This is a genomic window from Agrobacterium sp. GW821-FHT14E08, from assembly GCF_058803865.1.
Genome location: NZ_JBXAPJ010000001.1, coordinates 1427536 through 1440834, shown reverse-complemented (window position 1 = coordinate 1440834; position 13299 = coordinate 1427536). Strand labels below are relative to the sequence as shown.

Annotated in this window: 21 protein-coding genes; 18 read left to right on the top strand and 3 right to left on the bottom strand. The window is 57.6% G+C overall.

The features are described from left to right. Window positions 1-68: 68 nt before the first annotated feature. From rplN to AC1ROR_RS07080, 17 genes are all read left to right on the top strand, one after another. The gene (gene rplN / locus AC1ROR_RS07160; protein ID WP_003495199.1) at window positions 69-437 is read left to right on the top strand and encodes a 50S ribosomal protein L14; all 369 of its coding nucleotides are present in this window, start codon (window positions 69-71) and stop codon (window positions 435-437) included. Window positions 438-449: 12 nt separating this feature from the next. Then, the gene (gene rplX / locus AC1ROR_RS07155; RefSeq protein WP_003495200.1) at window positions 450-758 is read left to right on the top strand and encodes a 50S ribosomal protein L24; all 309 of its coding nucleotides are present in this window, start codon (window positions 450-452) and stop codon (window positions 756-758) included. Then, window positions 751-1305 (top strand): 50S ribosomal protein L5, encoded by a 555-nt coding sequence (gene rplE / locus AC1ROR_RS07150; RefSeq protein WP_003495201.1) that lies wholly within the window; start codon window positions 751-753, stop codon window positions 1303-1305. Before rplX ends, rplE begins: the two co-directional genes overlap by 8 nt. A gap of 33 nt (window positions 1306-1338) precedes the next feature. Continuing rightward, on the top strand, window positions 1339-1644 hold the full coding sequence (gene rpsN / locus AC1ROR_RS07145; RefSeq protein WP_003495202.1) for a 30S ribosomal protein S14: 306 nt from the start codon (window positions 1339-1341) through the stop codon (window positions 1642-1644). Between the two features lie 12 nt (window positions 1645-1656). After that, complete coding sequence (gene rpsH, locus AC1ROR_RS07140) at window positions 1657-2055, top strand: 30S ribosomal protein S8 (protein ID WP_004442588.1); 399 nt, start codon at window positions 1657-1659, stop codon at window positions 2053-2055. 42 nt (window positions 2056-2097) lie between these two features. Next, window positions 2098-2631 carry a 50S ribosomal protein L6 gene (gene rplF, locus AC1ROR_RS07135; RefSeq protein WP_035224066.1) on the top strand — a complete coding sequence of 178 codons (534 nt, stop codon included), beginning with the start codon at window positions 2098-2100 and terminating at the stop codon, window positions 2629-2631. 12 nt (window positions 2632-2643) lie between these two features. Next, on the top strand, window positions 2644-3006 hold the full coding sequence (gene rplR, locus AC1ROR_RS07130) for a 50S ribosomal protein L18 (protein WP_035224069.1): 363 nt from the start codon (window positions 2644-2646) through the stop codon (window positions 3004-3006). Window positions 3007-3125: 119 nt separating this feature from the next. After that, the gene (gene rpsE / locus AC1ROR_RS07125) at window positions 3126-3695 is read left to right on the top strand and encodes a 30S ribosomal protein S5 (RefSeq protein WP_035224070.1); all 570 of its coding nucleotides are present in this window, start codon (window positions 3126-3128) and stop codon (window positions 3693-3695) included. An 11-nt stretch (window positions 3696-3706) separates the two neighbouring features. Next, window positions 3707-3913, top strand: coding sequence for a 50S ribosomal protein L30 (rpmD, locus tag AC1ROR_RS07120; RefSeq protein WP_003495212.1), 207 nt, complete (start codon window positions 3707-3709; stop codon window positions 3911-3913). Window positions 3914-3929: 16 nt separating this feature from the next. Beyond that, window positions 3930-4409: a 50S ribosomal protein L15 gene (gene rplO / locus AC1ROR_RS07115; RefSeq protein WP_035224073.1), complete on the top strand. Its 480-nt coding sequence runs from the start codon at window positions 3930-3932 to the stop codon at window positions 4407-4409. Window positions 4410-4743: 334 nt separating this feature from the next. After that, entirely contained in the window at window positions 4744-6084 is a 1341-nt protein-coding gene (secY, locus tag AC1ROR_RS07110; RefSeq protein ID WP_035224075.1) for a preprotein translocase subunit SecY, read from the top strand. Further along, entirely contained in the window at window positions 6081-6671 is a 591-nt protein-coding gene (locus AC1ROR_RS07105) for an adenylate kinase (protein WP_035224078.1), read from the top strand. The genes secY and AC1ROR_RS07105 overlap by 4 nt, the downstream gene beginning before the upstream one ends. Window positions 6672-6975: 304 nt before the next feature. Then, window positions 6976-7344 carry a 30S ribosomal protein S13 gene (gene rpsM, locus AC1ROR_RS07100; RefSeq protein ID WP_035224081.1) on the top strand — a complete coding sequence of 123 codons (369 nt, stop codon included), beginning with the start codon at window positions 6976-6978 and terminating at the stop codon, window positions 7342-7344. 137 nt (window positions 7345-7481) lie between these two features. Continuing rightward, window positions 7482-7871: a 30S ribosomal protein S11 gene (gene rpsK, locus AC1ROR_RS07095; protein WP_003521013.1), complete on the top strand. Its 390-nt coding sequence runs from the start codon at window positions 7482-7484 to the stop codon at window positions 7869-7871. A gap of 196 nt (window positions 7872-8067) precedes the next feature. Next, on the top strand, window positions 8068-9078 hold the full coding sequence (locus tag AC1ROR_RS07090) for a DNA-directed RNA polymerase subunit alpha (RefSeq protein ID WP_003495228.1): 1011 nt from the start codon (window positions 8068-8070) through the stop codon (window positions 9076-9078). A gap of 120 nt (window positions 9079-9198) precedes the next feature. Further along, the gene (gene rplQ, locus AC1ROR_RS07085) at window positions 9199-9624 is read left to right on the top strand and encodes a 50S ribosomal protein L17 (RefSeq protein ID WP_006313985.1); all 426 of its coding nucleotides are present in this window, start codon (window positions 9199-9201) and stop codon (window positions 9622-9624) included. A 116-nt stretch (window positions 9625-9740) separates the two neighbouring features. Further along, window positions 9741-10319, top strand: coding sequence for a hypothetical protein (locus tag AC1ROR_RS07080; RefSeq protein ID WP_498588997.1), 579 nt, complete (start codon window positions 9741-9743; stop codon window positions 10317-10319). Here the strand turns inward: AC1ROR_RS07080 and AC1ROR_RS07075 are convergent. Then, entirely contained in the window at window positions 10236-11108 is an 873-nt protein-coding gene (locus AC1ROR_RS07075; RefSeq protein ID WP_498588996.1) for a DUF817 domain-containing protein, read from the bottom strand. The two genes, AC1ROR_RS07080 and AC1ROR_RS07075, sit on opposite strands and share 84 nt — an antisense overlap. 55 nt (window positions 11109-11163) lie before the next feature. Between AC1ROR_RS07075 and AC1ROR_RS07070 the strand changes: the two genes are divergently transcribed. Then, window positions 11164-11592, top strand: a complete 429-nt coding sequence (locus AC1ROR_RS07070) for a ribosomal maturation YjgA family protein (protein WP_498588995.1) — start codon at window positions 11164-11166, stop codon at window positions 11590-11592. Here the strand turns inward: AC1ROR_RS07070 and msrQ are convergent. Both msrQ and msrP read right to left on the bottom strand, forming a co-directional pair. Next, window positions 11546-12193 carry a protein-methionine-sulfoxide reductase heme-binding subunit MsrQ gene (gene msrQ / locus AC1ROR_RS07065; protein ID WP_498588994.1) on the bottom strand — a complete coding sequence of 216 codons (648 nt, stop codon included), beginning with the start codon at window positions 12191-12193 and terminating at the stop codon, window positions 11546-11548. The genes AC1ROR_RS07070 and msrQ overlap by 47 nt on opposite strands. Window positions 12194-12195: 2 nt before the next feature. Next, the gene (gene msrP / locus AC1ROR_RS07060) at window positions 12196-13137 is read right to left on the bottom strand and encodes a protein-methionine-sulfoxide reductase catalytic subunit MsrP (protein ID WP_498588993.1); all 942 of its coding nucleotides are present in this window, start codon (window positions 13135-13137) and stop codon (window positions 12196-12198) included. Between the last annotated feature and the right edge of the window lie 162 nt (window positions 13138-13299).

Genomic DNA, 13299 nt, shown 5'->3' with positions numbered 1-13299 from the left:
CTGGGGCAGGGGGCTCGCTCGGGAGAGTTTGCCCAACCGTTCCGGTAACAACAAGAAGGCGACCTGACATGATTCAGATGCAAACAAACCTCGACGTGGCGGATAATTCCGGCGCACGTCGTGTCATGTGCATCAAGGTGCTGGGCGGCTCGAAGCGCAAATATGCTTCTGTTGGCGACATCATTGTCGTTTCCATCAAGGAAGCTATTCCGCGCGGCCGCGTCAAGAAGGGCGACGTGATGAAGGCGGTTGTCGTTCGCACCGCCAAGGACATCCGCCGCGCTGACGGCAGCGTCATCCGTTTCGATAACAACGCAGCCGTTCTTATCGACAACAAGAAAGAGCCCATCGGCACCCGTATCTTCGGACCGGTTCCGCGCGAACTTCGCGCCAAGAACCACATGAAGATCATCTCGCTGGCTCCGGAAGTACTGTAAGGAGCAATGGCGATGCAGAAAATTCGTAAAGGCGACAAGGTTGTCGTATTGACCGGTAAGGACAAGGGCCGTACCGGCGAAGTAATCCAGGTGATGCCGAAGGAAGACCGTGCCGTTGTGCGTGGCGTAAACATGGTGAAGCGTCACCAGCGCCAGACCCAGGCCCAGGAAGCCGGCATCATCAACAAGGAAGCATCCTTGCACATCTCCAACATCGCCATCGTCGACAAGGATGGCAAGCCGACCCGCGTTGGCTTCTCGGTTGTGGATGGCAAGAAGGTCCGCGTGGCCAAGCGTTCGGGAGAAGTGATCGATGGCTGATAAGTACGAGCCGCGTCTCAAGACGGAATACGTTTCCCGTATCCGTGGCGCCATGCAGGAGAAGTTCTCCTACGCCAACGTGATGATGATCCCGAAGCTTGAAAAGATCGTGATCAACATGGGTGTTGGCGAAGCGACTGCCGATTCCAAGAAGCCCACCATTGCTGCCGGCGATCTGGCTGCAATTGCTGGCCAGAAGCCGGTCGTTACCCGCGCTCGCAACTCGATCGCAGGTTTCAAGGTACGCGAAGGCATGCCGATCGGTGCGAAGGTTACCCTTCGTGGCGCCCGCATGTACGAATTCCTTGATCGTCTGGTCAACATCGCGCTGCCGCGCGTTCGCGACTTCCGGGGTCTGAACCCCAAGAGCTTTGACGGCCGTGGCAACTTCGCCATGGGCATCAAGGAACACATTGTGTTCCCTGAGATCAACTACGATAAGGTTGATCAGATGTGGGGCATGGACATCATCGTTTGCACGACGGCGACGTCGGACGACGAAGCTCGGGCTCTGCTTACAGAGTTCAACTTCCCGTTCCGTCACTAACCGTAACGACGAGCGTAGAAAAGGAACTCCGATATGGCGAAAACAAGCGCAGTTGAAAAGAACAAGCGCCGCCGCAAGTCGGTCGCCCAGCAGGCCACCAAGCGCGCTGCACTGAAGGCGATCGTGATGAACCAGTCCCTTCCGATCGAAGACCGGTTCAAGGCCACTCTGAAGCTCGCTTCGCTGCCGCGTGACGGCTCGAAGACGCGTATCCGCAACCGCTGCGAAGTAACGGGCCGTCCGCGCGCGTTCTATCGCAAGCTCAAGATGTCGCGTATCGCGCTTCGTGAGCTGGGCAATTCCGGCAAGGTGCCGGGCATTGTCAAGTCGAGCTGGTAAGGAGACGGGCACATGACCATGACTGATCCTTTGGGTGATATGCTCACCCGCATCCGCAATGGTGCTGCTCGCCGCAAGTCGTCGGTAAGCACGCCCGCTTCCAGCCTGCGCGCACGCGTTCTCGACGTGCTGCAGTCTGAGGGCTACATTCGCGGTTATTCCAAGGTCGATTTCGAAAACGGCAAGTCCGAATTCACCATCGAGCTGAAGTACTACGAAGGCGCATCCGTGATCCGTGAGATCGGCCGCGTTTCCAAGCCGGGCCGCCGGGTTTATGTCTCGGTAAAGTCCATTCCGCAGGTCGCGAACGGCCTCGGCATCACCATCCTTTCGACTCCGAAGGGCGTGATGGCCGATCACCAGGCTCGCGAACAGAACGTTGGTGGCGAGGTTCTTTGCTCGGTCTTCTAAGGCCGGGTAGAGATCTCCATAACGAACAGACAGGATTGAATAATGTCTCGTATCGGTAAAAAGCCCGTTCCGGTTCCCGCAGGTGTGACGGCCAATGTCGACGGCCAAAAGGTCACTGCGAAGGGCCCGAAGGGTGAACTGTTTTTCGTCGCAAACGATGAAATCCAGCTGAAGCTCGAAGATAACGGCGTTTCCGTAACGCCCGCTAACGGCACCAAGGAAGCTCGCTCGAAGTGGGGCATGTCCCGCACGATGATCGAGAACATCTTCAAGGGTGTTAAGGACGGCTATGAGCGCAAGCTCGAAATCAACGGCGTTGGTTACCGTGCCGCCATGCAGGGCAAGAACCTGCAGCTGGCCCTCGGCTTCTCCCACGATGTTGTTTATGAGCCTCCGGTCGGCATCACCATTGCCGTTCCGAAGCCGACGGAAATCATCGTTTCCGGCATCAACAAGCAGCAGGTTGGCCAGGTTGCCGCGGAAATCCGCGAATACCGTGGTCCCGAGCCCTACAAGGGCAAGGGCGTGAAGTACGCTGAAGAGCGTATCGTCCGCAAAGAAGGCAAGAAGAAGTAAGGATCACGCGAAATGGCTAGCAGGAAAGAAGCACTTGCACGTCGCGCGAGCCGTGTGCGCCGCCAGATCAAGGCGGTTGCCAATGGCCGCCCGCGCCTGTCGGTTCATCGCTCGTCGAAGAACATCTACGCCCAGATCATCGATGATGTTGCTGGCAAGACGCTTGCGTCTGCCTCCACGCTCGAAGCCGATCTGCGCGGCTCGCTCAAGACCGGCGCCGACGTTGCAGCAGCAGCTGTCGTAGGCAAGCTCGTCGCCGAGCGCGCCGTCAAGGCTGGCGTCAAGGATGTCGTATTCGACCGTGGCGCGTTCATCTATCATGGCCGCATCAAGGCCGTGGCTGAAGCTGCCCGCGAAGGCGGTCTGAACTTCTGATTTTTTTCCGCCCGGACAACGATCCGGGCGGAATTTCACCGGGCCATGCGGGTCTCCTCAAAGAGGCCGGTGGTCTTTTCGTTTGCCGTTCCACCCGTAAAAGAAAAAGGACAAGGACAATGGCACAGGATAAAAGAGGTTCTCGCGAAGATCGCCAGAACCGCGAAGAACGCGATAGCGAATTCGTCGACAAGCTGGTCGCGATCAACCGCGTTGCAAAGGTTGTTAAGGGTGGCCGTCGCTTCGGCTTCGCCGCTCTCGTCGTCGTTGGCGACCAGAAGGGCCGCGTTGGCTTCGGTCACGGCAAGGCTCGCGAAGTTCCGGAAGCCATCCGTAAGGCTACCGAGAGCGCCAAGCGCGATCTGATCTTCGTTCCGCTGCGCGATGGCCGCACGCTGCATCACGACGTCAATGGCCGTCACGGCGCAGGCAAGGTTCTGCTGCGTTCGGCCAAGGCCGGTACCGGTATCATCGCCGGTGGTCCGATGCGCGCCGTTTTCGAAACCCTGGGTGTTCACGACGTTGTTGCAAAGTCGACCGGTTCTTCGAACCCGTACAACATGGTTCGCGCAACGTTCGACGCTCTGAAGCATCAGGTTCATCCGAAGGACATCGCTGCACAGCGCGGTCTCAAGTATGCAACGCTTCAGGCTCGCCGCGCCGCCTCCGGCAACGCTTCTGAAGAATAAGGAGCTGGATCATGGCCAAGAAGACTACTGAAGCCAAGAAGACTGTTACGGTCGAACAGATCGGCAGCCCTATTCGCCGCCCGGCAATCCAGCGTCAGACGCTGGTCGGTCTGGGTCTCAACAAGATGCATCGTCAGCGCACCCTGGAAGATACTCCTGCGGTTCGCGGCATGATCCGTGCGGTCCAGCATCTCGTTCGCGTCGTTGACGAGAAGTGAGACGGAGTAACCTATCATGAAACTCAATGAAATCAGAGACAACGAAGGCGCCTCCAAGGACCGTATCCGCGTAGGTCGCGGTATCGGTTCCGGCAAGGGCAAGACCGGTGGTCGCGGTGTGAAGGGTCAGAAGGCTCGTTCGGGCGTCGCCATCAACGGTTTTGAAGGCGGTCAGATGCCAATCTACCGTCGTCTGCCGAAGCGCGGTTTCAACAACATCTTCGCTTCCGAATATGTTGTCGTATCGCTCGGCCGCATTCAGACCGCCATCGACGCCAAGAAGCTCGACGCTTCCGCAACGATCGATGCTGCCGCTCTCAAGGCTGCCGGCGTTATCCGTCGCGCCAAGGACGGCGTTCGCATTCTCGCGGACGGCGAACTGAAGGCCAAGGTCGCTTTCGAAGTTGCCGGTGCTTCCAAGCCCGCAATCGAAAAGATCGAAAAGGCTGGCGGCTCGATCAAGCTTCTCGCAGTTGCAGCAGAAGCCTCCGAGTAATATATAGACTTCAGACGCCCGGAGCATCGTCGCTCCGGGCGTTTGCGCTCCCTGGCCACTGGTGCTTTCGATCTAAATCGATTTATACAGGCATCAAGGCAAACTCTTCGCGGTTCGGCTTTCAAGCGGTCCGCATGCGGCATAAAGTGCTGCAGGGAGAGCCTCACAGTTCTTGAACTTCCATAGGGGAGGGGATAGGACATAAAAAAACAGGGTGAGGCATGATGGCGGCGCAAAGCCGTGTTCGTCCGAAGCCCGGTTTTTGAACCGGTATCTTTTAGACCTTTCCGCATTGGCCGGTTTCCTGGCCGGCAAGGGTCGTTCGGAGAAATTTATGGCTTCAGCAGCGGAACAACTGGCTTCGAACCTGAATTTTTCGACCTTCGCTAAGGCGGAGGATCTGAAAAAGCGTCTCTGGTTTACTCTTGCCGCACTTCTCGTCTACCGTCTCGGCACCCATATTCCGCTTCCGGGTCTGAACCCTGAAGCCTATGCGCAGGCCTTCCGTGGCCAGGCCAACGGTATTCTCGGTCTTTTCAACATGTTTGCGGGTGGCGCCGTCGAGCGCATGGCGATCTTCGCCCTCGGCATCATGCCTTACATCTCCGCTTCGATCATCGTGCAGCTCATGACCTCGGTCGTGCCCTCGCTCGAAGCGTTGAAGAAGGAAGGCGAAGCCGGCCGTAAGATCATCAACCAGTACACCCGCTACGGCACGGTGCTGCTCGGCACGCTGCAGGCCTATGGTATCGCGGTCGGCCTTGAAAGCGGTGCTGGCCTTGTGGTCGATCCGGGCTGGTTCTTCCGCGTCTCCACCGTCATCACGCTGCTTGGCGGCACGATGTTCCTGATGTGGCTCGGCGAACAGATCACCTCGCGCGGTATCGGCAACGGTATTTCGCTCATTATCTTTGCGGGCATTGCCGCAGGCCTGCCCAAGGCGCTTGCCGGCACGCTGGAACTCGGCCGTACCGGCGCGCTGTCCACCACGCTCATCCTCATGGTCGTCGTTGTGGCCATCGGCGTCATCGCGCTTATTGTTTTCGTGGAGCGCGCCCAGCGTCGCCTGCTGATACAATATCCGAAGCGACAGGTCGGCAACCGCATGTTCCAGGGCGATACGTCGCATCTGCCGCTGAAGCTCAACACGGCTGGCGTCATTCCCGCGATCTTCGCATCCTCGCTGCTGCTTCTGCCCGCGACGGCTGCCGGTTTCGCCGGAAACACCAACCTGCCGTCCTGGGCGACGTCCATCATCGCGTCGTTGCAGCACGGGCAGCCGCTGTTCATGGCGCTGTATGGCCTGCTGATCGCGTTCTTCGCGTTTTTCTACACGGCTATCGTCTTCAATCCGAAGGACACGGCCGATAACCTCAAGAAGCACGGCGGCTTCATTCCGGGGATTCGTCCGGGTGAGCGCACCGCGGAGTACATTGATTACGTCCTGACCCGTATCACGGTGGTTGGCGCGATTTATCTGGTCTTCGTGTGTATCCTTCCTGAGACACTTATCGCACGTACGGGCATTCCTTTAGCCCTTGGTGGTACTTCGCTTTTGATCGTTGTCAGTGTAACTCTTGATACAGTTGCGCAGATCCAGGGCCACCTGATCGCGCAGCAGTATGAAGGTCTGATCAAGAAGTCGAAGTTGCGTGGAGGAAAGAGGGGACGATGAGACTGATATTTTTGGGTCCGCCGGGTGCGGGCAAGGGAACCCAGGCCAAGCGCCTGACTGACAAGTACGGGATCCCGCAGCTTTCCACCGGTGACATGCTTCGCGCTGCGGTCAGCGCGGGCACCGAAATCGGCAAACGCGCCAAGGCCGTCATGGATGCCGGCGGGCTTGTTTCCGACGATATCGTCAATCAGATCGTTTCCGAACGCATCGAAGCGCCTGACTGTGCCAAGGGCTTTATTCTCGACGGCTATCCGCGCACCGTTCCGCAGGCCAAGGCGCTTGCCGACAACATGCGCAAGAAGAATCTTGCCCTTGATGCCGTTATTGAACTGAAGGTGGACGAAGAGGCGCTGATTCGCCGAATCGAAAACCGCGTGGCTGAAACCGTCGCCGCCGGCGGCACGGTTCGCTCCGACGACAATCCGGAAGCCTTCCGCAAGCGGCTGACGGAATATCGCGAAAAGACCGCACCGCTGTCGAACTATTACAGCGAACAGGGCGAGCTTGTGACGCTCGACGGCATGGCTGACGTCGATGCCGTTACTGAAGCCATCGAACGCGTTCTGGAGAAGGCCTCGGCCTGATGGCCGGTGCGGGTGGTTAAAGCCTTATTGGTTTTGTCCGATATCCCGCTCTTCTGGTTGAGCAGATCCTTTGGATCGCAAAAGAATCTTGGCGGAGCCGGTTGCTTTTTTGCGCTGATTCCGTTAAACACCGCGCCAACTCGCGACATCCCAAGCGACTGGCGCGGATTTCCCTTAGGGAAGGGAGATCCGGGTTCGGTCGTTTTGACTTGTCACGGACATCAATTTTGAACTGGCGGTCGTGTCGGCCGCTCGAATGGAATCACCACTTGCCGGATGGCAACTGGAACCAAGGAGAAGAGACGTGGCACGTATCGCTGGCGTCAACATCCCGACCGCGAAGCGCGTTGTTATTGCGCTGACCTACATTCACGGGATCGGTCCGAAATTCGCGCAGGAAATCATGGAGAAGGTCGGTCTTCCGGCTGACAAGCGCGTTCATCAGCTGACGGATGCTGAAGTTCTTCAGATCCGCGAAGCTATCGACCGCGATTATCAGGTTGAGGGCGATCTTCGCCGCGAGACCTCGATGAACATCAAGCGTCTGATGGACCTCGGCTGCTACCGCGGCCTGCGTCACCGTCGTGGCCTTCCGGTCCGCGGTCAGCGCACGCACACCAACGCCCGCACCCGCAAGGGTCCGGCGAAGGCTATCGCTGGTAAGAAGAAGTAATTTTCCGGTTCTCCGGAAAAGGGAGGCTGGTGCAGTCCGCGCCAGCCTTTCTGAGTTTGGCGTGAAGCTCCAGTGGAGCTGATCGCCGGTGTAGCCGCTGGTGTTACGGCGGTGAAGAGATCAATGAAAGGTATAAAATGGCCAAGGAAGCCGCACGTATTCGCCGTCGCGAACGTAAAAACATCACGTCGGGCGTTGCGCACGTCAACTCGACCTTCAACAACACGATGATCACCATCACCGACGCACAGGGCAATGCCATTGCCTGGTCGTCTGCTGGTGCCAAGGGCTTCAAGGGTTCGCGTAAGTCGACCCCGTTTGCTGCCCAGATCGCTGCTGAAGATTGCGCGAAGAAGGCTCAGGAACACGGCATGAAGTCGCTTGAAGTTGAAGTTTGCGGTCCGGGTTCCGGCCGTGAATCGGCACTTCGCGCTCTCCAGGCTGCCGGTTTCATGATCACTTCCATTCGCGACGTGACGCCGATCCCGCACAATGGTTGCCGTCCGCGCAAGAAGCGCCGCGTCTGACGCGACCGTGGTTCGGAAATTCCGCCTTGTCCTTCGGTCAGGCGGAATTTTCGCGTATCTGGCGTGTGCGCGTCGATTTCAATCGACGGACTTGCGCTCAAGAACCCACTGATGAACCACTGAATTAGGTTCCTCTCGGTGTTTTCATGCTCGGTCCGTCACGATTGGATGGTGGCGGCGAACGGAAGGTTTAAAGATGATTCAGAAGAACTGGCAGGAACTTATCAAGCCGAACAAGGTCGAGTTCACCTCGTCCAGCCGCACCAAGGCAACGCTCGTTGCCGAGCCGCTGGAGCGTGGTTTCGGTCTTACCCTCGGCAACGCGCTGCGTCGCGTTCTGTTGTCTTCTCTGCGTGGCGCCGCTGTAACGGCCGTGCAGATCGACGGTGTCCTGCACGAATTCTCCTCCATCCCCGGCGTTCGGGAAGATGTGACGGATATCGTGCTCAACATCAAGGAAATCGCCATCAAGATGGATGGTGACGATTCCAAGCGCATGGTCGTGCGCAAGCAGGGCCCTGGTGCCGTAACCGCTGGTGACATCCAGACGGTTGGCGACATCGAGATCCTGAACCCCGACCACGTGATCTGCACGCTCGACGATGGCGCTGAAATCCGCATGGAATTCACCGTCAACAACGGCAAGGGTTACGTACCGGCTGAGCGCAACCGCGCGGAAGATGCCCCGATCGGCCTCATTCCGGTGGACAGCCTCTATTCTCCGGTCAAGAAAGTGTCCTACAAGGTGGAAAACACCCGTGAAGGCCAGGTTCTCGACTATGACAAGCTGATCATGACGATCGAGACCAACGGTTCGGTTTCCGGCGAAGACGCCGTTGCCTTCGCCGCTCGCATTCTTCAGGACCAGCTCGGCGTCTTCGTCAACTTCGACGAGCCGCAGAAGGAAGCAGAAGAAGAATCGGTTACCGAACTTGCGTTCAACCCGGCGCTTCTCAAGAAGGTGGACGAGCTCGAGCTGTCCGTTCGTTCGGCAAACTGCCTGAAGAACGACAACATCGTTTATATCGGCGACCTGATCCAGAAGACCGAAGCCGAAATGCTTCGCACGCCGAACTTCGGTCGCAAGTCGCTGAACGAAATCAAGGAAGTTCTCGCTTCCATGGGTCTGCACCTCGGTATGGAAGTACCGGCATGGCCGCCAGAGAACATCGAAGATCTCGCCAAGCGTTACGAAGACCAGTACTAACAATCAAAAAGGCAGACCCTTTAAAGACTGCCTTTCCCCGTCAAACAGCAGATAAGTCATCTGCATGTGCCAGGAAACGGCAGGCCTTAGAGAAGGAACCTGCGAAGAAGGAGAATAGCAATGCGCCACGGTAATTCAGGCCGCAAGCTCAATAGAACCGCCAGCCACCGCAAGGCAATGTTTGCCAACATGGCTGCTTCGCTCATCACCCATGAGCAGATCGTAACCACGCTTCCGAAGGCGAAGGAAATTCGCCCGATCGTTGAGCGCCTCGTCACCCTCGGCAAGCGCGGCGACCTGCACGCTCGCCGTCAGGCGATCTCGCAGATCAAGGATCAGGACGCTGTTCGCAAGCTGTTCGACGCGATCGCTTCGCGTTACGCAACCCGCAATGGCGGCTACCTGCGTATCATGAAGGCCGGCTACCGCCAGGGCGACAACGCGGCTCTCGCCGTCGTTGAATTCGTCGAGCGCGACGTTGACGCCAAGGGCGCAGCCGACAAGGCTCGCGTTGCCGCTGAAGCTGCTGCTGCCGAAGCTGCATAAGGTTTGACGCCGTTCAGGCGTCGTGAGTTTAAAAAGCCGGGCGAGAGATCGCCCGGCTTTTTGCGTCCTTAAATGGCGTTTCGATTTTGAAGGAAGTTTTGCGTTTCGGACGACGTATGTTCGAGCAACACTCGACTTTAACTTCGAAATGGCCGGTTGTAGTAAACGTCGGTCCCGTCATCCTTCTCAATCAAGTCGGCAGTACGTTGAAGCAGCCAACGAATACCGTCGTCATCGCTGCCGAACTCGGCATTCGATTTGTTCCAGAGTTTTCCAATCAAACTGTTTGGGATATCTGGGCGCAGTATGGATCGCAAAAATGCGAGGAGTTCATTGCGTTCCGTTTTTGTCAGATGCATGAGACCAAAAAGCAGTACCGCGTCGAGACTTTCAAACAACTCGAAGTCCTGGATCATATAGTTTGTGAACTTCAAGAAAACGGTGGGCGGGGTGACGTTCTTCCTCATTGGCTCATCGTTTCTGGGGTAAGCTGTATTGATAAAAAGCCGTTCGGGCGGTCGCGATCATCTGTTTTTAGCGACGTGGAAAAAATGGCTGCTTCGCTCATTGCTCATGCGCAAATCCGCGGGCGTTTTGTGAGAGAGCCCATCTTACTCCGGAATATGAATGCGGGCCTTGATGTGCTTGAGATGTGCGACGATTGTGAAAGTCATGATGACCAGCAGCGACCATGAACTCCACTTTCCGATGTGGACGACGGACCAGGCGCCGAGTTGATCGGGGTATTTCCAGATGCCGAAGAAGGTGGAGATGTTTTCCGCCAGCCAGACGAAAAAGCCGATCAGGATGAAGGCGAGAAGTAGCGGCATCTTTCGATCCCGATCATAGGGGCGGAAGATCACCGTTGCGCGGGAGTAGAGGCCGATGGCGCAGGCGGCGATGTACCAGCGGTAATCGCCGATGAAGTGATGGGTGAAGAAGTTGGCGTAGATGGCGATACCGATCAGGGTCGCCATCCAGTAGGTGGGATAGTGGCGAATGCGCACATCCAGCAGCCGCCACGCCTGAATGATGTAACTGCCGACGGCGGCATACATGAAACCGGAAAACAGCGGCACGCCGAGGACTTTGCTATAGGCGAAATCCGGATAGGACCATGACTGGATGGCGCTCGATGTCTTGAACACTTCCAGTGCGAAGCCGACGATATGGAACAGCAGGATGGCCTTGGCCTCGTCAAGCGTTTCGAGCCTGCTCCAGATCATGAAGAACTGGATGGCGAGCGCAATGATCAGCAGCACGTCATAGCGGGGAATGCCGAGCACGCCGCCATGCGGTACCACGAAGATGGAGACGAAGAACAAGCCCGCAAACATGCAGGCCCGGGCTTCCTTGATGCCGAAATACAGAAACTCGACGATAAAACGCCTGATGCCCTTGAGTTCGCCCCAGGGATAGGTATCGCAGAGCAGATTGTCCAGGACGGAGAGGCGGCTTGCGGCCGGGCTTGTTGATGTGCTCATTTCCGTCCCCGATCTCACTTCGTCACCTTTCATACGAAAACCCGAAGGAAGCCGTATGGGCCTGCCGCGCGTATCCCCATCTTATTTCACCCGCATTCGGCTTCTGGCGGCGGCGATGGTGGTGATCGTCTGCGGCCTTTGCCTGCGGAGCTTCGGTTACGACGTGGGACTGCCGTTCGTGGCGGTGAAATATGGCGGATCCGTGCTCTGGGGAGCGATGATCTATCTGCTGCTGGCAGCCTTCTTCCCATCCCGCTGGCATGGTTATGAGGTTCATATCGCCGTTCTTGCCGTCGTTCTTGTGGAACTTATCCGGCTTGTTCATTTCCCGGCGCTGGATGCGTTTCGTGCTACGACGGCGGGCGCTTTGCTGCTCGGCCGTGTTTTTTCGCTGTGGAATATAGGCTGTTATATCGCAGGGATCGGGGCCGCCGCCATTATGACCGGACGGGTCTCGCGCGTTTGGCTCTCTTCATCGACATGATCGAGGGCCTTACTAGCCGATAACCGAGCAGGATCACCATGGTGCTGATATAAAACACCGGCTCCAGCGTGATCGACTTCCGCGCCAGCACGAAATGCAGCACGCCGACGATGAGGACGAGATAGGCGAGTTTATGCAGCGTGTTCCAGCGGCTGCCCAGCGTGCGGATCGACCAGCGGTTGGAGGTGAGCGCCAGCGGAATGAGCATGAGAAGCCCGGCCATGCCGAGCATGATATAGGGGCGTTTCAGAATATCGCCGGCGATGGAGCCGAGGATCAGGCCGCGATCCAGCACCAGATAGACGGTGAAATGCGCCAGCACGTAATAAAAGGCGATCAGCCCCAGCGCCCGGCGATAGGCGATGAGGTTGATGTTGAAGAGATCGCGCAGCGGCGTCACCAGAAGCCCGAGGCACAGGAAGCGCAGCGCCCAGATGCCGAGCAGGTGCTCGAAATCCTTGACTGGATTAAAGCCGAGGCCGCCGGTTGCGGCGAGATAGAAATACCAGAGGCCCGGACAGAGGCCGATGACATAAAGCGACCAGATGGCCGCCGGCTGGTAACGCTTCGGCAGCGACGGAAGGGGCAGGGCGAAGGCCATTGTCAGTAATTCGCTTTCAGATCCATGCCGGTATAAAGGCTCGCGACCTCGTCATAACCGTTGAACATCAGGGTAGGGCGGTTCTGGGTGCCGAAAAAGCCGCCTTCGCCGATACGCTGCTCCGTTGCCTGGCTCCAGCGCGGATGGTCGACATTCGGGTTGACGTTGGAATAGAATCCATATTCGCGGGCATTGGAATTTTTCCAGGTCGTTTCCGGCTGTTTTTCGACGAGCGAAATGCGGACGATGGATTTGATGCCCTTGAAGCCGTATTTCCACGGCACGACGAGGCGGATCGGCGCGCCGTTCTGGTTCGGCAGCGTCTCGCCGTAGAGGCCGAGGGCGAGAATGGTGAGCGGATGGCGCGCTTCATCGAGGCGAAGCCCCTCGACATAGGGCCAGGAGAGAGGCTGGAACAGACCGCTTTGACCCGGCATTTCGTCTGGCCGCACCACGGTTTCGAAAGCGACATATTTCGCGCTGCCAAGCGGCTCCACCTTGTCGAGAAGGGCGGCGAGCGGGAAGCCGATCCACGGAATGACCATTGACCAGCCCTCGACGCAGCGCATCCGGTAAGTGCGCTCTTCGAGAGGATATTTCATCAACTCTTCAATGCCGAATTCCTGTGGTTTGGAGACGAGGCCATCCACCTTTACCGTCCAGGGGGTGGGCTTGAACTTGCCGGAATTTTCCTTCGGGTCGGATTTTCCGACACCGAATTCGTAGAAATTATTGTAGCTGGTGACGGCATCAAGCGGAGTGAGCTTCTCATCCAGCTTGTAGGCGCCGGGGTTCGCCGCAAGCGGTGCGGCGATCGCCTCAGGGCCAGCCAGTCCGATTGCCGCGAGCCCGGCCGCTGTTCCAAGGAAACCGCGTCTGGAGAGATAGATGTTCTTTGGCGTGATTTCTGTTGCCGCGATGACGGGCGGACGATAGGCGGGCATTGCAACCTCCACAAAAGCCGGGTGTATCGGCAATAAATCGACTATGATAGCCAATACGACCGCTGCACAGATATGTTTCAGCGCCGTGCGGAAAAACAACGGCCGCACGGTAAAAATCGCGCATTTGTGATGAGATGTCGCCCGAACGGCCATGTGGAGAAA